This is a genomic window from Rhodanobacter ginsenosidimutans, assembly GCF_042655685.1.
Lineage (GTDB): Bacteria > Pseudomonadota > Gammaproteobacteria > Xanthomonadales > Rhodanobacteraceae > Rhodanobacter > Rhodanobacter ginsenosidimutans.
In genome coordinates, this window is the sequence record NZ_JBHSMM010000002.1 from 184,858 (window position 1) to 203,146 (window position 18,289).

An 18,289-nucleotide genomic window follows, 5' to 3' on the forward strand; every position below is an offset into this window, starting at 1 on the left:
AGGAATCGAAGAGCATTCGCGCACAGGGTGCGCTCCTACACGGCAAGGGGACCACCCCAGACGGCTTCGGAACACCACACGCTGCCGTCGTCATATCCCACCGACGGGGTGTAATCGTCGATCAGGCTGATCGGGCCGTCCAGGTCCACCACGTCGCACAACTGGCCCACCACGAATGCCGGCGCCATCGCCAGCGACGAGCCGCCCATATTGCCCACCATCAAATCGAAGCCCAGCTTGCGTGCCCTGGCGGCAATTTCCAGCGCCTCGGTGAGGCCGCCGCATTTGTCCAGCTTGATGTTGATGACGTCGACGCGGCCCACCATTTTTTCCAGGTCGCCGCGATCCTGCACGCTTTCGTCGGCGGCAACGCGTATCGGCCGATCCAGGCCGTCCAGCCAGTCTTCCTTGCCGACCGGGAACGGCTGCTCGACCACGTCCACCCGCGCCTCGGCCAACGTGGGCAGCAGGCGCGCGAAGGACTCGCGGGTGAAACCCTGGTTGGCATCGACCATCAGCCACACGTCCGGCCGCGCCTGGCGTACGGCAAGCACGCGCTCGGCGCTGCGGCCGTCGTCGGTGAGTTTCAGCTTGATCGCGCGGGCGGCGGCATAGGCTTTTGCGCCTTCGGCCATGGCTTCCGGCTCGTCCGCGCCCAGCGTGTAGGTGGTTCGCAGCGGTTTCGGTGCATCCAGCCCGGCCAGTTGCCACACCGGCTTGCCGCTGCGCTTGGCTTCGAGATCCCACAGGGCGCAATCGAGCGCGTTGCGCGCGCCGCCGGCGGGCAGCAGTTTCTGCAACGTCTGGCGGTCGATGCCGGCCTCGATCTGCGCACGCAAGGCCTCGATCTGCACCTGCATGGTGGCCGGCGTGTCGTGGCGGTAATAGACACCCTGCGCTTCGCCGCGGCCGGTCCGGCCCTGCTCATCCGTGAGCTCGACGATCAGCGCATCGAACGCGGTGAAGGTGTAGCCGGTGATGTGGAATGGCGCCTTGATCGCCCAGCTCTTCTGCGTCGCTTGCAGGCGCAACCGCCCGCACTCATGAACGTTCATGCGTGTATTCCCGGATAAAGCGCGGCGGCGGGGGTTCGCCGCCGCGCGGTGAGATCAATAGCGGACGTTGAAGCTGATCAACCCGAACACCACGATGAACCAGCTCAGGTAGATCGCCGCCAGCGCCAGCAGGGTTTCGCCGGCCAGCACCCAGCGGCCACGCCGCGGCGCCATCCAGCTGCGCACCGCATGCACCACCACCGCCAACGCGCCGAGCAGGGCCAGCACGCCCAGTACGTAGAGCAGGTACAGCCACGGCGTCATCGTGCCCTGCAGCAGCATGTCCTCACTGATGGATGTGCTCACCAGCAAGGTGATCCAGCCGGCAATGTCGATAAACAAGAGCAGCACGCCTAGCCGCGACAGCAGGCGCGAACGGCGCTGCGCCTCGTTCAGCACGATCAAGCGGCCATAGTGGCAACGCACCCAGCCGCCGATGCCCCAGCTCAGCAAGGCCACGATCAGCGCCAGGAACGACAGCCCGCCCCACAGGCTCACCGTGCTCATTGAACGCGCACCGGAAACGCGCTGGAACACGAACACCGGCGCTTCGACATCGGTGGCCCAGTACTTGATGTCGCCGTTGTCGTCGGCGACGAACTTCAGGTGCGCGTCGCCGTTGACCTCGCGCCAGGTCAGCGGCCCCACTTCGCGCCAGTGCAGCGGCTTGCCGGCATAGTTGTTCCATATCGAAACGACGATGGTGCCGTCCGGCTGCGGCACGACACTGGTCTGGCCCAGCAGGTACAAGGGACGCAGCGCGCTGTCGTTGCGGCGGCTGGACTCGTACCAGCCGGCGACGCGCGCGGCGTCCTCTTTCGCGCTGGCGACGGTTTGTTCCGCGGGCGCGGTGTAGGGGAAGTAGCGGTCGAGGAAGGACTGGAACACCGCCTTGCGAATCACATGCGCCGCACCCTCGCTGCCGGCGCTGTTGAACGACATGAAGATGCCGACGTTCGCATCCAGCATCAGGTGCAGATCGCTGTGGAACACCACCGTGTCGCCGCCGTGGCCGATGATGCGCTGGCCGTGGCTGTCCTCCTGGTAGAAGCCCAGATCGAACCCGGGCAGGCCCGGCGCGGCGGTGTGTTGCGGGCTGTGCATCAGCTCGGCCGTGGCCTGTTGCAGGATGCGCGTGTCGCCGAAGCGGCCGCCTTGCAACTGGGCGATCATGAACTTCGCCATGTCGGTGGCCGAGCTGCTCATCGCGCCGGCCGGTGCAGGATCCACCGGCTCGAACGCACGCGGCTTGCTGTCGGAAACGCTTTCGTACCCCTTCGCCATCAGGGGCGCCAACTCCGGCGGCAATGGTTGCGCGAAGCTGGAGTGCTGCATGCCCAGCGGATCGAAGATGTGGTGCTTGATGTAATCGGCAAACGGTTCGCCCGACACCCGCTGCACGATATAGCCGGCCAGGCCGCAGCCGTAGTTGGAATACGCCACGATCTGGCCCGGCGGATAGATTCGTGCGGGGATGTGGGTCTTCAGGTAGTTCTCCAGATCCACCTCATCCGTGGTCGCCGGCAGCAGGCCGCGGGCGGTGTCCTCGAAACCCGCGGTGTGGGTCATGATCTGGCGCAGCGTGATCGGCTTGCCGTCGCGCGCGGGGATCTTGAAGTCGAGGTACGTGTTGACGTCCTTGTCCAGATCCAGCTTGCCCTGCTCCACCTGCTGCATCACCGCCGTCCAGGTGAACAGCTTGGAGGTGGAGCCGGGGCGGAACAGCGTGGTTTCCGGTGACGGTGCCTCGCGCGTTTTCAGATCGGCGTAACCGTAGCCGCGGGCAAACAGCAGCTTGCCGTCCTTCACCACGCTGATGACGCCACCGGCCACGTCGCCCCGCTTGAGCGCGTAGGGCACCATGCCGTCGAAGAAGGTCGTGAGATCCGCTTCGGTCAGCGCGTGGGCAGCACCACCCTCGGACGCGGTGGCCACGGCGGTGGCGGCCGTCACCTTGGCCGGGGTCGGCAACACGGTCGAGCCGGCGGGCGCCGGAACTGCCGGCGACGGCGGCACCTGTGCGGTGGCCAGGCCGGTGCAGAGGCAGAGGGCCAACGCCACGGCGAGCTTCGCATAACGATTCATGGACACACTCCAGAAAGATGGCGATGACGGGACAAGCTCAGAAACTGACGCTGGCCGACAGGCCGACGGTACGCGGTGTCACGTAGACCACGCCGAACGGGCTGCCAAGCGGATCGATGGTTTCCGACGCCATCGAACTGATGCCGCGATCGTCGGTGAGGTTCTTGACGTAGGCCTTCAGCGTCCAGTTGTTGATGTTCACGCCTGCGCGCAAGTCGACGCCGTTGTAGCCGGGCGCGTCGAAGCGCGGGCCGGGCACGGCCTGGAAATCGGTCTTGCGTTCGCCGACGTGGCTGTAGCTACCGCCGACGAAACCCGACCACGCACCGGCGAGCGGAAAGTCGTAATCGATACCGACATGGGCGTTCCATTTCGGCACCCACGGCAGCTTGTCGCCCTTGTAGCCGTACAAGCCCGGCGGCGTGTCGGCGGTGAGTTCCGCATCGGTCCAGGTGGCATTGGCCGAGAGCATCAGCCCCGGCGCCGCGGCGTATTGCCAATTGGCCTCCACGCCCTGGCTGCGGGCCTTGCCGCCGTTGCCCAGGAAGCTGAAACCGCCGGCGAAGGAGGTCAGCTGGATCTTGTCCCAGTCGATGTAGAAGGCGGCCACGTCCAGCGCCATGCGCTTGTCGAGCATGGTCGACTTCAAGCCCAGCTCGTAGCTCACCAACTTGTCCGGACCAAAGGTCTCCGGCGCACCAAGGCCCGGCGGCACCCCCACGTTGGGGCCACCCGGCCGATAGCCCGAGGCGACGCGCACGTAGGCCATCAGGTCGTCGCTGAACTTGAAGCTGGGGTTCAACAGGAAGGTGGTGGGGCTGTCCGAGCCCTTGATGGTGAAGTCGCTGTCGCCCACCAGGATGCCGGTACCGCTCTGGTTGAAGGTGGTGCGGTCATGCGTGTAGCGGGCGCCGAGCAGCAGGCTGAACTGCGACGTGGCATGCCAGGTGATGTCGCCATAGCCAGCCCATTCGGTGAAGGTCGCCGGGCCCACCGCGATGTGCCCCAGTGTGAAGGGCAACGCGATCGGTTCGCCGGTGGTGGCGTCGAAACTCAGCACGTCCTGCTGGTTGGTGGTGTGCTCGCGGGTATAGAACACGCCAGCGCGCCATTCGAGCGTCCGGTCCTCGGGCGATTGCAGCCGCAATTCCTGGGTGAACTTGCCCAGGTGAATAGGACCGTTGATCGAGTAGCCGCCGTTGTCCAGCCCGAGCGCGGGGTTGACGATGGGGCCATAGGCGACGGTCGCGTCGGGGTTGGATTGCCGATCCAGCGTGCTGTAGCTGCTCACCGAAACGAGCTGGCTCCAACCGAAATCCGCATTGATGCTGGCGTCGTACAGGCGATAGCGCACGCCGAAATTGCCGGTGCCGGGCGCGCGGCTTTGCTTGAGGTCGCCGTAGAGCGGTTTCAACGTCAGCGGATCCACATCGACGCCGCCGTTGGCCAGCGCATTGCCATGGAGGTTCTGCGCCAGTGCCGACAACCGCAGCGAGAAAGCCTCCGATGGCGTCCACATCAATTGCGCACGACCACCGCGCACTTCGGCGTCGTTGACGTCCTTCTCGCCGGTGGCCACGTTGTCGATATAGCCTGGATCGTGGCGCGCGTACGCATTCACGCGCAGCGCCAGCGCATCCTTGATCAGCGGCACGTTGAACATGGCGTGCGAATCCATCCCGCCTTCGCCGCCCGACACGCTGCTGCCGCCCACCGAAATGCGGCCGGCAACGGCCGTGCTGTCCGGCTTCACCGTGACGAATTTCAGCAGACCGCCCAGGGTGTTGGAGCCGTAGAGCGTGCCCTGCGGGCCGCGCAGCACTTCGATCCGCTCCAGATCATCCGGGTCGATATCCGGCGTCAAAACGCTGCCCGCGGAATAGACCGTGCTGGAGCCGTAGGGCGTGTCGTCGATATACGTACCCACCGTGGCGTTCGGCGTGTTGGCACCCGAGGTGACGCCGCGCAACGTGAGCTGCGTCTGGCCCGGCCCTTGCGACACGACATTGAGGCCCGGCACCTGGCTGGCGTAATCGGAAAAGCTCTGCGCGCTCTGGCGCTGGAGGTCGTTGCCGGACACCGCTGATACCGCCATCGGAACGTCCTGCAAGCGCTCGCTGCGCTTGTTGGCGGTGACCATCACGGTGCCCAGATTGGTCGTCGACGTGTCGCCTGACGACGCGACAGGCTGCTCGGCAGCCAGCGCCGCCTCGGGCTCACCCTGCCCCGCGCCCGCTTCAGTCGCCGCCAACGGCTGCCCCAACGCGGCCACCGGCATCAAGAGCGCCAACGCCATGGCAATGCTGATACGCCGGCTGCGATACGGATGATGCAATTCCATGACGTACTCCCCGTGATGGTCGTTGAAGGACATCCACGGCGCAGTGTTATATTCTTATCATTTGAAAGTCAATGATAGTTTTCTATCATTGACGTTTGCGAGCGGGCATCGACAGCTCGCAAGCGCCGTGCGGCTGGCTTCTCACGCAATATGTCCACTTCCAGCCGTAAAGCCGTCCACACGGAAACACGCGCGACCATGCGGACGGCGAAGGACCGCTGAAGACACGCCACCGCAGGCGAGCAACTATCTGCTGGCAGGGAAAACGCTGTGGGGATTCGCAGGCCAAGCGTGCGTCGGGTCGTAGCGCGGCATCATCCGCTCAACATCGCCCTCGGATTCGGATGGGCCGCAGCCGCGCGTTGCAGTGGTGTATCGAAGAACGGAGTAAGTACGCCGGCCAGCACGTCCAGCGCCGTGGCGTCCACACCGCTGGGTGAGGGGCACGCCGAACGTGGCTATCCCTTCCGGACTGTGCTGGCCGATACCTTGCGCGTGCAGCTCGGCACGCTTGCCAGCCTGAACTTGCTCGCGTCGTTGCGCACGCTGAGGCTCGGGCACACTGTCGGCGAACCGGGCCGGCCCTGGCGAAATTCTCCGGATCGATCCAGCGGAACCAGACCACCGCGAAATAGAGATGATCCTAAAGTACACGCTCGAACGCCCATGCCTGCGCTCGCTGGCGCGCATCCAGATCGACCCCGTATTTGCGTTCGAGATGGGCGCGGATGAAGGTGGAATCGCTCACCACTTCGCCATGATCGTCGATGAAGGGCAACTTCCCCAAAGGCGCCTGTGGCGGAATCATCGGCACCCGCTCGTACGCCAGCCCGGCCATTTTCAGCTGCACCTCGGTCTTGATCACGAACGGACTGGTGTCCGGCAACTCAAAGGCGGCACGGGTAACGTGCAAGGTGATGCTGGAATCGGACATGGCGGTGCTCGGTAGGGGAAGAGACGCGAAGCGTGGCGCGGCACTGCTGACAATGGCATGTCAGCAGGGACGTTGTCCGAAACCCGAGAACGCGCCGTTAGCCACCGGCGCCTCCGTTGACTTGAGCGCCTGCCGGGAGGAAAGTAATCACTGCAGCCAGGATGATTCGTCCCATGGTCATGGCAACACCCGGCTCCCCGGAGGGTCCATGAAACCGTTACTCCCGCTCGCCCTTTTCACCCTGCTGGCCACCGGCGGTGCCGCCACGGCCTCCACCCAATCGCTCAACGAGTTCCCTTCCGCGATCCTGCCCGTGCTGGTGCAGGTGGATGCGCAAGGTAGGGTCACCGATGCCTCGCCCGCCACGAAACTCTCGCCGCAACTCGACCGCCTGTTGCGGAGCAACCTGGCCGAAATGGTCAGCAAGCCGGCAACCGATCGCCACGGCCATCCGATCGCCAGCCAGGTCATCATCAACGTGGCCTTGCAGACCTCGCCCCGCACCGAGGGTGACTACGATGCGATTTTCGCCTACATCTCCACCAAGCCGGTGCCCACGGGCTCTTGGCATTGGGTGCATATCGACGGACACCGTTTGGCGCTGGCCGACCGGGACTACCACAGAAATCGCAGGATCTTCGACGTCGATCACTACCGGCCTGACTATCGCCCGCGGCATATCCCGGTTCGCCAGCCGCCACCGATCCGGAACGCTTCGCATCCCACGCCATCGCGTCCCACCCGGTAGGGTTGGCTTGCATCCGGGATAGCTCCCGCAGAGAAAAAAAAGCCCGCCGATGGCGGGCTTTTCGTTGGCAGGCGCGATGCGCCTTACCCCAGCAACACCCGATTCATCCGCTGCACAAACGCGGCCGGGTCAGGCAACTGCGCGCCGGCGGAAATCTCCGCCTGCTCCAGCAGCAAGGTGGCCAGGTCTTTCGCCTTGGCCTCGTCGCCCTCTGTCTCGACCCGCTTGACCAGCGCGTGCTGCGGATTGATCTCCAGCGTCGGCTTGGATTCCGGCATCTCCTGCCCGGCTTCGCGCAGCAGGCGGGCCAGATGCGGAGCCATTTCGTAATCGCTCAACGCCAGGCATGACGGCGAATCCGTCAGGCGTGCGGACACCTTTACTTCGCCGACGCGATCACCCAGCAGCTCCTTCAGCTTTTTCAGCAGCGGCTCGGCTTCCTTGGTCGCATCTTCCTGCTTTTTCTTGTCGGCCTCGTCCAGAGGCACGTCGCCCTTGGCCACGCTCTTCAGCTTCTTGCCTTCGTACTCGCTGAGGCTGCCGATCATCCATTCGTCGATGCGGTCGGACATCAACAGCACTTCAATGTCCTTCGCCTTGAACGCTTCCAGCTGCGGGCTGCCGAACGCGGCGGCGTAGCTGTCGGCGGTGATATACCAGATGGCATCCTGGCCGATCGCCATGCGGCCGATGTAGTCGTCCAGCGAGACGTTCTGCGCGGCGCCCTCACCCTTGGTGGAGGCGAAGCGCAGCAACTTGGCGATGCGTTCGCGGTTGTTGGCGTCTTCGCTGATGCCTTCCTTGAGGGTGTTGCCGAAGGCCTTGTAGAAGGTCTGAAATTTTTCCGGCTCGTCGCGGGCCAGCTTTTCGATCAGGTCGAGCACGCGCTTCACGCAGGCGGCCTTGATGCGGTCGAGCTGGCGGTTGTGCTGCAGGATTTCGCGGCTGACGTTGAGCGGCAGGTCATCGGCGTCGACCACGCCGCGTACGAAGCGCAGGTAGTTCGGCAGCAACTCTTCGGCGGCGTCCATGATGAAGACGCGCTTGATGTAGAGCTTGAGTCCCTTGCGTTCGTCGCGGCCGCCCATCATCAGGTCGAACGGCGGTTGCGACGGCAGGTACAGCAGTGTGGTGAAGCTCTGGCTGCCCTCGACGCGGTTGTGCGTCCAAGCCAGTGCGTCGTTGAAATCGTGGCCGAGGGATTTGTAGAAGCTCTGGTAATCCTCGTCGCTGATCTCGGACTTGGGCTTGGCCCACAGCGCCGACGCAGCGTTGATGGTTTCCCACTCGTCGGTGGGCTTGTCGTCCTTCTCGACCGGCATGCGGATCGGGAAGGCCACGTGGTCGGAATAGCGGGTGATCAGCGAGCGCAGCTGCCAGCGCTTCAGGAACTCGTCCTCGTCGGCCTTCAGGTGCAGGATGACGGAGGTACCGCGCTCCGCCTGTTCGACCTGCTCCAGCGAGTATTCGCCCTTGCCGTCGCTCTCCCACTTCACCCCCTCGCCGGCCGGCGCATCGGCGCGGCGGCTGAGCACGGTGACCTTGTCGGCCACCACGAAGGCGGAATAGAAGCCCACGCCGAACTGGCCGATCAACCGCGCATCTGCTTTCTGCTCGCCGGACATCGCCTCAAGGAAACGCTTGGTGCCGGAGCTGGCGATAGTGCCGATGTTGGCCACGATCTCGTCGCGGTTCATGCCGATGCCGTTGTCGCGCACGGTGACGGTGCGCGCCTGCGGGTCCCAGCTCACATCGATATGCAGCTCGCTGTCGCCGGCCGACAATTCGGAGTTGGCGATCGACTCGAAACGCAGCTTGTCGCAGGCGTCGGAGGCGTTGGAAACCAGCTCGCGCAGGAAGATTTCCTTGTGCGAGTAAAGCGAATGCGTGACCAGATGCAGGACCTGGGCAACTTCGGCTTCGAACTTGCGGGTTTCGGCGGTGGGTGCGTTCATTGCAGGCTCAACTCCAGTAGGACATGGACATGTTTGATTGCCGCCGCGGTGGCACCGAAACGGCCGGCGGTGTGCGGCGGACAGGGTTGGGGAAATCGGGGCAGGTGCCCTCGGTTTCAAGGCGCGCATGACGCCGCGGCGGCGATAAACTGTACCGATGAGCTATCGCGGCCGATTCGCCCCTTCGCCCACTGGTCCCCTGCATTTTGGTTCGCTGGTCGCTGCGCTGGCCAGCTGGCTCTGCGCGCGCCACGCTGGCGGCGATTGGCTGGTGCGGATCGAGGATACCGACACCCCGCGCGAAGTGCCCGGCGCGGCAACGAACATCCTCGACACGCTGCAGGCGTTCGGTCTGCTGGCCGATGCGCCGCCGCTTTTCCAGTCGCAGCGGCTGGCCGCCTACGATGCCGCGTTCGAAACACTGCGTGCAAGCGGCGCGCTGTTCCCCTGCTGGTGCAGCCGGCGCGCGCTGGAGCCGAGCGGCGGCATCCATCGCGATGGCCGTTGTGCAAGCTCGCACGAAGACGGCGTGGCGCCCGCATGGCGCCTGCGCGTACCCGACGACGACATCCATTTTCGCGATGCACTGCAGGGACCGCAGCAGCAGAACCTGCGCCAGTACGTGGGCGATTTCGTGATACGGCGCGCCGATGGTATCTACGCGTATCACCTTGCCTGTGTGGTGGACGATGCCGACCAGCAGATCACCGAGGTGGTGCGCGGCCACGACCTGCTCGATTCCACGCCGCGGCAGATCTGGTTGCAGCGCTGCCTGGGCTTGCCCACGCCCGCCTATCGCCACCTGCCGCTGGTGCTGGATACCGACGGTCGCAAATTGTCCAAATCCACGCAGGCGCTACCTGTGGATGCGGGCGACCCGCTGCCCGCGCTGCGCAGCGCGGCGGCCTTCCTGGCCTTGCCGGTGGCAGGCTCGGCGGGCACGGTTCAGGAGCTGCTGGCAAACTTGCTGGATCGGTTCGATCCCGATCGCCTGCCCCGCCGCAACCAGCGGCTGGACGGCCAAACCGTCATAGAAAATGGTTGCGAATGACTCTGCCATCGCGGAGAGTGGAGTCATCGACGCGGCCGTCCGGCATCGCCGATCGCGTACACCTACAGGAGAAAGGAAATGACGCAGCGCACGGCATTGGTTACAGGTGGCACCGGCGGCATCGGCAGCGCGATCGTGCGCTACCTCGCCGGGCAGGGTCATCGCGTGGTGACCAACTACCGTGACGCGGCGAAAGCCGAAACCTGGCGCCAGGCGATGGCCGCCGACGGCATCGAGGTGACCCTGGTGCCCGGCGACGTCAGCGACCCGCAGGCTTCCGAAGCGATGATCCGCGCCATCGAGGAAAAGTGCGGCCCGGTGGAAATCCTGGTCAACAACGCGGGCATCACGCGCGACTCCACCTTCCACAAGATGAGCTACCAGCAGTGGATGGACGTGGTGAACACCAACTTGAACGCCTGCTTCAACGTCACCCGACCGGTGATCGAAGGCATGCGCGCACGCAAATGGGGCCGCATCGTGCAGATCAGCTCCATCAACGGCCAGAAAGGTCAGTACGGCCAGGCCAACTACGCCGCCGCCAAGGCCGGCATGCACGGCTTCACCATCTCGCTGGCGCAGGAAAACGCGAAGTTCGGCATCACCGTCAACACCGTGTCGCCCGGCTACGTGGGCACCGACATGGTGATGGCCGTGCCTGAAGACGTGCGCGCCAAGATCGTGGCGCAGATCCCGGTTGGCCGCCTCGGCAAACCCGAGGAAATCGCCCACGCCGTCGCCTTCCTCACCGGCGAGGAAACCAGCTGGATCACCGGCGCCAACCTGGCCATCAACGGCGGGCATTACATGGGTTGGTAAAACCCGCGCAATGAAACTGCCAGTGGCAGTTTCAGCGGGTTTTACCAGGTGAGGCATGGATGCCGAACGGGCAGCGCCGCATGGACGCCTGCTTGCCTCAGCTCCCAAAAGAAGCCGCTTGCATATCAGCATTCCCGCAAGCCCCCGCTCCTCTCCTCAATCCTCTCTCCGCGGAGGAGAGGAAGATTAGGGTGCCTTCGCACGCTTCTGCGCTTTGTCGAGAGGCGAACAATCGCCGCAAACGGCGCGCCTCGAAGCCCAACAATGCCGTAACCCCCTCTCCCCTGCGGGGAGAGGGCAGGGAGAGGGGGACACGCCGCGGGGAAGCAGCAACAAAGCGCACCACGACGCCGAAAAGCCTCGCCGATCAGCGTCCCCGCAAGCACCCGCCCCTCTCCTCAATCCTCTCCCCACAGGGGAGAGGAGGTAGTCCGCGCCACCCATCGGCATCGAGCGTCACCCCGATTTTCCTTCCAGCAGCTTCTCCAACACCTTCCCCACCGCCGCAAACGCAAACGTACCGGTGACATGCGTCGCCGCGCCCAAGCCGCCACCGCACGCCAGGTTCATCGCGTCGCCCCCGGGCGGACGCGTGCCACACACGCTGCCATCCGGCTGCGGGTACTGCACGTTCTGCAATGAATAGACGGCCGAAACACCGAAGTAACGATCAGGGTTGCGGGGGAAATTGAAATCCGTGCGCAGCTTCTTCCGGATCAGGCTGAACATCGCGTCGTGCTCGGTGCGCGACAGGTCGCGCACGCGGATCTGGGTGGCGTCGGTACGGCCGCCGGCCGAGCCCACGCTGACGATGGGCAGCTTGCGGCGGCGACACCAGGCGATAGTCTCAAGCTTTACGCGAAACGCGTCGCAGGCATCCAGCACCACGTCGTAGCCGCGGTCGAGCAACTCGTCCAGCGTGGAGGGCGTGAGAAAACGCTCGATCGCCTCCAGCCGGATCGTGGGATTGATGGCATGCGCGCGCGTCGCGATCACGCCGACCTTGGGCTTGCCGAATTCGCCATCCAGCGCATGCAGCTGGCGGTTGGTATTGGATACGCAGACCTCGTCCGCGTCGATCAGCGTGAGCCGGCCCACGCCGCTGCGCGCCAGCGCCTCCGCCGCCCACGACCCCACGCCGCCCACCCCGATCACGCACACGTGCGCCTCGGAAAAACGCTCGACACTGCCCGTGCCGTACAGGCGCTCGACGCCGGCGAAACGCTCGGCGGGAAAGGATGGCGCGCTCATGCGCAGGCGCCGGGGCGATGGAATTCGCAGGTGTGGTTCACGGTGACAACCGGTGATGATGCAGTGCGTATTTTATCGCGTCGACGTGGCCGGCGACGCACGCGGCGGGTTACTCTGGGGACTGTCGTCCATCATTCGAGGAATCTGTCGATGCGTGTTGCCCTGATGATCTTGCTGGGACTGGTGATTGGCGTGATCGGCACTGTCAACGTGATGAACACGCTGGCCGCCCGCAATCCGATGCCCAAGGCGGTGATGGACACAATGGGCTACCACATCGGCGAACTGAAGCAGGCGTTGAAGGCCAAGCAATGCAACACCCCGGCGACGCAGCATCACCTGGCACGGCTGCAGTCCACCGCCAGCGACATCGTGCCGGTGTTCGGCATCGACGAGAAAACCTTCACTGACGACGCCGCCCAGTTGCAGACCCGGCTGCAGCAAGCCGTGCAGGCCGCGCCCGCCACGTGCGAAGCCTTGGCCGCGGCCATCCAGCCGGTGGGCGAAACCTGCAAGAGCTGCCACCAGCAATACCGCTGAGTGTGGGAGCGGTTTCTGTGGGAGCGACTTCAGTCGCGATGCTCTTGTTTTGAAGCCCCAGAGCAGAAGCATCGCGACTGAAGTCGCTCCTACAAAAGCCGGGATCACCAGGCTCGCTGGTACTGCAACGGCACGTCGACCTGCGCGCCAAGCTCCTGCGCGGCACGCAGGGGGAAATAAGGATCGCGCAGGCTTTCGCGCGCCATCAACACCACGTCCGCCTCGCCGCTGGCGACGATCTGCGCGGCCTGTTCGGCAGTGGTGATCAGGCCCACCGCGCCGGTGGCGACGCCCGCCTCGGCGCGGATACGCGCCGCGAACGGCACTTGATAGCCGGGCTGCACCGGAACCTTCACATGCGGCAGCAGGCCGCCGCTGGAAACGTCGACCAGATCCACACCCAGCGCCTTCACCTGCTGCACCAGTTGCACGCTTTGCTCGATATCCCAGCCGCGGGGGCCATCGGCCGGCGCCCAATCGGTGGCGGAAAGCCGCAGCCACAAGGGCAGCCTGTCCGGCCAGACGTCGCGCACGGCAGCAATGACTTCGCGCACGATGCGGCTGCGGTTCTCGAAGCTGCCGCCGTATTCATCGGTGCGGTGATTGCTCAGCGGCGACAGGAACTGGTGCAACAGATAACCATGCGCCGCGTGCAGTTCGATCAGCTCGAAGCCCGCCGCCAGCGCACGCTGGGCGGTGGCGCGGAAATCGGCGATCAGCGTGCGGATACCTGCGATGTCCAACGCCCGCGGCGCCGGCCAGTCGGCGTCGAACGGCAAGGCTGAAGGCGCTACGGTTTGCCAGTCGCCTTGTCCCATCGGCAGCGGACCACCGCCTTCCCACGGCCGCTGCGCGCTGGCCTTGCGCCCGGCGTGCGCCAGCTGCACACCGGCAACAGCGCCATGCGCCTTGATGAAACCGGCGATCGGCCGCCACGCCTCCAGTTGCGCCTCGTTCCACAGGCCGGTGTCGCCCGGGGAAATGCGCCCCTGCGCCGACACCGCCGTGGCTTCGGCAATCACCACCGCCGCGCCGCCCACCGCACGGCTGCCCAGATGCACCAGGTGCCAGTCATCGGGCAGACCATCGGTAGCCGAGTACTGGCACATCGGCGAGATCACCAGCCGGTTGCGCAAGGTGAGGCTGCGTTGGGTCAACGGGTCGAACAGGTTCATCGGATGCGCCGGGTTCGGGGACAAGGAGCAGAGATGCCACCGCCCGACGCCATCATCAAGGGGCGGGCGGGCTTGCGTTTGCGGACGCCGCCTCCTGGGCAGCTATCCATGAGGCGATGCGCTGGGCGATGGCCGCCGGCGTTTTCATCCAGTGGAAATGATCGGCCGTGGCGCCGTCCAGATCCTGCGGCGTGATCACGTCGGTAGTCGCGCGGGCTTGCGGCATCTTGCCGAGCAGGAAATCCAGCGAGGCCTGCGGGCCCAGCCAGTCGTCACGGAGGCGCAGCGCCAGTACGGGCAGGTGCAGCGAGGCCAGGCGCTGTTCGAAATCCGGCGCCATGCCACGGGCCGCGTAACGGCCGCTGCGACCGCTGCGCGCCCAGTCGGCAATGACGCCGCGCGCCTCGTTGCCGCCGAAACCGATCCGCCGCCCGGGCAGGTGCCCCACCGCGGCCGCCAGCCACGGCGCCACCACATAGGCCAGACCGACCAGCCAGCCACGCTGGAACCGTCGCCAGTACGGCGCACCGCTGGCCACCAGCACCAGCCCCGCGTACGCGGCGGGATGCAACGCGGCGTACAACGTCGCCAGCTGTCCACCAAGACTGTGCCCACCCAGCCAGCACGTGGCCTGCGGCCAGCGTCGGCCGACCTCGGCCAGCGCCTGTGGCAGGTCGTCCGTCAGCAGCTCGCGGTAGCCCCAATCACCGTGGCGGCCGGCGCGCCGGTCGCTGGAACCGATGCCGCGCCATTCGTGCAGCACCACCGCCACGCCGCGCCCTGCCAGCGCCTGGGCCAACGGCAGGTATTGGCGGGCGGACACCCCCATCGCCGGCATCCAGTACAACAGCCGCTGCACCGGTCCGGGCCGATGTACGCACAACAGATCGAAACGCGCGCCATCGGACGCCGATACCGGCACGGTCAGCGGCGCAATGGGGGCATCGGAGATGGGGGAAGTCACCCATTACACGCTAGCGGAGTTCAGCCGCCGCGGCAAAGCGCTGGCGTGAAAACAACCCGCTTCGGCGCCTTGCGCGCATAAAAAAGGGGCCGGTTTGCGCCGGCCCCTCTCAATCGGGTGTCGTGGGTCAGACCGCCGTGACGTCTTCGGCCTGCAGACCTTTCTGGCCGGTGACCACCTTGAAACTCACCTTCTGGCCTTCCTGCAGGCTCTTGAAACCCGAGCCGGTGATGGCGCGGAAATGCACGAACACATCCGGGCCTGCCTCACGGCTGATAAAACCAAAACCCTTGGCATCGTTAAACCACTTGACTGTACCTACTTCACGATCCGACATAGCTCACTCCGATCCAATCCTGACGCTGAGACAAACCGGCCTCAACAGGCCGACGCTTACTGAGCATGCAGGGTCGGGTGAAACGATGCGGATTATGCAATCCATACCGGCACGCACGTGGCCAAGCAAACGCAGTCGCGCAAGCATAACGGATTTTTCGGGCGCAAGTAGTAGCCCAAAACAGGGCCTGGCAACGGCGCTTGGGACGTCATAAATCACCGCCGGCCGCCGCGCAATCCGGCCGCCTCGACCCTACGGCAGCACTGGCCGCCACACCCATTAAACAGCGCATCTTCATGCGCAATGTACAAAGCCGCGAAAACCAAAAGCCGGCCATGGCGCAAGCACCCGGCCTGATTCAGGTGACGGGCCGGTTATTCAGGTTTTTTTTACTTGCCGCTGTCTACTGTGCTTCGGTACCGCTCCGGCAGGGGGTTATTACCCGCCGCCTTCGATAGCCCAAGGAGAAGCCCCGATGACCATTTCAGCACGCCCGTTTGCAGCTTGTTCGGGATTGACCACCGCCCTGCTCGTCGGCCTGCTGTTGACCGGTTGCGCCACCCACGAGACGGCCCCGACCACCCGCACGACAACCACCGTCCGCGACACGACTCCCGCCGCCCGCCACCACACGCCGCAGGCGGCCAAGGCATCCAGCACCGTCGAAGGCACCCGCCACAGCAGCGGCACGTCGTCCACCAACCTGCCTGACCGCACCGGCATTCCCGCCTGCGACGACTATCTGGCCAGCTATATCGGCTGCCATCGCGCCGCCGAAATCTTCGCGCCCGGCCAGCTGCAGGACCGTTACGAGGCGATGCGCACCAGCCTGCTGCGCGACTCCCAGAACCCGGACATCCGCCCCCAGTTGGCCGCCCGCTGCAATTCGCTGGCGACCCAGTTGCGCACCGCCTTGCACGGCAAGTCCTGCGAAGTCAGCCCTGCCCCGGCCAGCACCACGCCCTGAAAACCCACAAGTGGGCGCCTGACAGCGATCAGCCCGCGCGCCAGCAAGCCCGCAACCGGGAAGCCAGGGCGGCGGGCTCGCAGTGCGCCAGGCGTACTTGCGGCGTGCCATGCCAGCGCGCCGTGTCGTGGATGGTGTCGGCCAGCGCCTGAACCAGTCGCGGCGCCAACGCGGTACCCGGCTGCAGGAACAAGGCCTTGATCTCGAATACACCATCGGCACGATGCGCCTTGGCGTCGAGCCGGCCGATCAACTGGCCGCGATGCAGGATGGGCAGTACGTAATAGCCGTAACGGCGTTTCGCCGCGGGTACGTAGCACTCCAGCGTGTAGTCGAAATCGAACATCGCGCTTGCCCGCGCGCGATCCCATACCAGCGGATCGAACGGCGAAAGCAGCGCGGTGTGGGTGGCCCGCAGCCGGCCCTGCCGTGCCTTGTCCAGCGCGTCGGCATGATCACGATGGACGTAGCCAGGCGTTTTCCAGCCCTGCACCGGCTGCGCCAGCAGCTCGCCGCGTTCCAGCAGCGGCGCCAGCTCCTGTTCGCTGACCGCCGGTTTCAGGCGATGGTAGTCGGCGATCCAGGCGGCGGTGGTGATCCCCAGTGCGCGCACGGTGTCGGCGATGAACCGCTGGCGCACAGTCAACGGCTCGGCCGTCTCGGTGGACGGATCCAGCGGCGGGTCGAGCCGCGCCAGCACGCGATCGGCGAGGTCGTACACTCGCTGGAAATTGTCCCGCCGCGCCACCATCAGCTCGCCCAGCGCGAAGCAGGCCTCCAGCCAGCGTTTCTCCGGTTTCCACTCCCACCACCCCGGCTTGCCCGCCACGCTGCCCGGTGCGCGGGTGAAATCCGCGGCGCGCACCGGGCCGTTGGCGCGGATCCGGTCCAGCAGCGCATCCATCTCGACACGATGTTCCTGCTGCACGCGCAGGGCGTGGCGCTGGGCCCAGTGCTGCAGGCGCTGCGCGCGCCAGGCACGATGCCAGCCGATGTCGGAGGCACCGACCAGACTGGCCTCGTGCGCCCAGCATTCGGCCAGCTTGCCGGCGGCCAGCGCCTCGTCCAGCCAGTTCGTCGGGTAGTTGCCCAGACGGGCATGCAACACCAGATACGGGCTGCGTGCCACCACGTGAATCGTGTCGATCTGCAGCAGGCGCATGCGCTCGACCGCTGCCACCACATCGTCGCGGCGCGGCCGTCGCTGCAATGGTTGCAGCAACCCCTGTGCCGCCAGCTGCAGCGCCCGCGCCTGCCCCGCCGTCAGCATGCCGCCTGCCGGGCGCGGCGACACGGTAGCTTCACGATGGCCTTATCAGCATAGGGAACCGGCATGTACGGAATCTCCGGGAGCATCCGCCGTGAAAGCGTCGCCATGAAACCTGGCGCGCATGCCGTGGGTGGATGACATGTGTCCACAACATTTGAGCACTCATTCTGGCATGGAGTATCGATCATGAAATCTCGCAAGCCATGGCTGTCTTTCGTCGCCGCCGGGTCGTTGCTGTTCACCGGTTCGCTGCTGGCACAGAACCCGCCGCCGCCACCGGCACCACCACCGCCACCCCCGGCCAGCATGCCGCCGGTACCGCCACCCGCGCCGGTGCCGCCATCATCCGACATGCCATCACCCGCCGAAGCTGCTCCCGCCGCACCGGCAGCGCCAGCGGCACCAGCCGCACCCACCGCCGACCAGGCGTCCTACCCGACACCGCAAGGCGAACTGACCGTGCGCAGCACGCCGGCACCGGCGCCGCAAATCGGCCCGGCACCGGACTTTGCGCAATTGTCGGCCGGCGGCAAGGGCATCACCGAGGCGCAGGCGGTTGCCTACCCGCCGCTGGCCAATGATTTCCTGCATGCCGACAGCAACCGCAACGGCAGCATCAGCAAGGCGGAATACCAGCGATGGACCAAGCAACCCTGACGCGCTCCGCGCGTTCGCCGTTGCCATCGCATCCCCCGCAGGCCGGCCACAAGTCGACGTGGCCGGCCTCTCTCATTCGCGATCCTTTACGCTTGCGGGCCCGACAGCGAACGACACCGCTGTCGTCCCCATCCCTTTCG

The 18,289-nt window shown here is 65.6% G+C and carries 16 protein-coding genes; 6 read left to right on the forward strand and 10 right to left on the reverse strand.

Annotated elements, in window-relative coordinates:
• Positions 1-35 precede the first annotated feature (35 nt).
• The 4 genes from ACFPK0_RS10580 to ACFPK0_RS10595 all read right to left on the reverse strand — a co-directional run bounded on the left by ACFPK0_RS10580 (position 36) and on the right by ACFPK0_RS10595 (position 6,415).
• Entirely contained in the window at positions 36-1,055 is a 1,020-nt protein-coding gene (locus ACFPK0_RS10580) for a dipeptide epimerase (RefSeq protein WP_377340628.1), read from the reverse strand.
• Between the two features lie 54 nt (positions 1,056-1,109).
• Positions 1,110-3,140 (reverse strand): serine hydrolase domain-containing protein, encoded by a 2,031-nt coding sequence (locus ACFPK0_RS10585; protein WP_377340630.1) that lies wholly within the window; start codon positions 3,138-3,140, stop codon positions 1,110-1,112.
• 37 nt (positions 3,141-3,177) lie between these two features.
• A complete protein-coding gene (locus ACFPK0_RS10590) occupies positions 3,178-5,481 on the reverse strand; it encodes a TonB-dependent receptor (protein WP_377340632.1) in 2,304 nt (767 codons plus the stop codon).
• 643 nt (positions 5,482-6,124) lie between these two features.
• On the reverse strand, positions 6,125-6,415 hold the full coding sequence (locus ACFPK0_RS10595) for a glutathione S-transferase N-terminal domain-containing protein (protein WP_377340634.1): 291 nt from the start codon (positions 6,413-6,415) through the stop codon (positions 6,125-6,127).
• A gap of 208 nt (positions 6,416-6,623) precedes the next feature.
• Between ACFPK0_RS10595 and ACFPK0_RS10600 the strand changes: the two genes are divergently transcribed.
• The gene (locus ACFPK0_RS10600) at positions 6,624-7,163 is read left to right on the forward strand and encodes a hypothetical protein (protein WP_377340636.1); all 540 of its coding nucleotides are present in this window, start codon (positions 6,624-6,626) and stop codon (positions 7,161-7,163) included.
• Positions 7,164-7,246: 83 nt separating this feature from the next.
• Here ACFPK0_RS10600 and htpG read toward each other — a convergent pair whose 3' ends face one another.
• Positions 7,247-9,118, reverse strand: coding sequence for a molecular chaperone HtpG (htpG, locus tag ACFPK0_RS10605; RefSeq protein ID WP_377340638.1), 1,872 nt, complete (start codon positions 9,116-9,118; stop codon positions 7,247-7,249).
• A gap of 157 nt (positions 9,119-9,275) precedes the next feature.
• Between htpG and gluQRS the strand changes: the two genes are divergently transcribed.
• Positions 9,276-10,169: a tRNA glutamyl-Q(34) synthetase GluQRS gene (gluQRS, locus tag ACFPK0_RS10610; protein ID WP_377340642.1), complete on the forward strand. Its 894-nt coding sequence runs from the start codon at positions 9,276-9,278 to the stop codon at positions 10,167-10,169.
• A gap of 78 nt (positions 10,170-10,247) precedes the next feature.
• Entirely contained in the window at positions 10,248-10,988 is a 741-nt protein-coding gene (phbB, locus tag ACFPK0_RS10615) for an acetoacetyl-CoA reductase (RefSeq protein WP_056077823.1), read from the forward strand.
• A 456-nt stretch (positions 10,989-11,444) separates the two neighbouring features.
• Here the strand turns inward: phbB and ACFPK0_RS10620 are convergent, their stop codons facing one another.
• Positions 11,445-12,239 (reverse strand): tRNA threonylcarbamoyladenosine dehydratase, encoded by a 795-nt coding sequence (locus tag ACFPK0_RS10620; RefSeq protein ID WP_056077821.1) that lies wholly within the window; start codon positions 12,237-12,239, stop codon positions 11,445-11,447.
• 150 nt (positions 12,240-12,389) lie between these two features.
• Here ACFPK0_RS10620 and ACFPK0_RS10625 point away from each other — a divergent pair, with 150 nt between their 5' ends.
• Entirely contained in the window at positions 12,390-12,779 is a 390-nt protein-coding gene (locus tag ACFPK0_RS10625; RefSeq protein ID WP_056602637.1) for a cytochrome c, read from the forward strand.
• Positions 12,780-12,883: 104 nt separating this feature from the next.
• On the opposite strand, the gene ACFPK0_RS10630 is transcribed toward ACFPK0_RS10625, so the two are convergent.
• The 3 genes from ACFPK0_RS10630 to ACFPK0_RS10640 form a co-directional block, all read right to left on the reverse strand.
• A complete protein-coding gene (locus tag ACFPK0_RS10630; protein WP_377340646.1) occupies positions 12,884-13,954 on the reverse strand; it encodes an NADH:flavin oxidoreductase/NADH oxidase in 1,071 nt (356 codons plus the stop codon).
• A gap of 55 nt (positions 13,955-14,009) precedes the next feature.
• Complete coding sequence (locus ACFPK0_RS10635; protein ID WP_377340650.1) at positions 14,010-14,918, reverse strand: alpha/beta hydrolase family protein; 909 nt, start codon at positions 14,916-14,918, stop codon at positions 14,010-14,012.
• Between the two features lie 127 nt (positions 14,919-15,045).
• Positions 15,046-15,255 (reverse strand): cold-shock protein, encoded by a 210-nt coding sequence (locus ACFPK0_RS10640; protein ID WP_007079831.1) that lies wholly within the window; start codon positions 15,253-15,255, stop codon positions 15,046-15,048.
• 475 nt (positions 15,256-15,730) lie between these two features.
• Here ACFPK0_RS10640 and ACFPK0_RS10645 point away from each other — a divergent pair, with 475 nt between their 5' ends.
• Entirely contained in the window at positions 15,731-16,222 is a 492-nt protein-coding gene (locus ACFPK0_RS10645; RefSeq protein ID WP_056077812.1) for a hypothetical protein, read from the forward strand.
• A 28-nt stretch (positions 16,223-16,250) separates the two neighbouring features.
• Here the strand turns inward: ACFPK0_RS10645 and ACFPK0_RS10650 are convergent, their stop codons facing one another.
• Complete coding sequence (locus ACFPK0_RS10650; protein ID WP_377341205.1) at positions 16,251-17,492, reverse strand: winged helix-turn-helix domain-containing protein; 1,242 nt, start codon at positions 17,490-17,492, stop codon at positions 16,251-16,253.
• A gap of 186 nt (positions 17,493-17,678) precedes the next feature.
• On the opposite strand from ACFPK0_RS10650, the gene ACFPK0_RS10655 reads away from it, so the two are divergent.
• Positions 17,679-18,149, forward strand: coding sequence for a hypothetical protein (locus ACFPK0_RS10655; protein ID WP_056602628.1), 471 nt, complete (start codon positions 17,679-17,681; stop codon positions 18,147-18,149).
• Positions 18,150-18,289 lie beyond the last annotated feature (140 nt).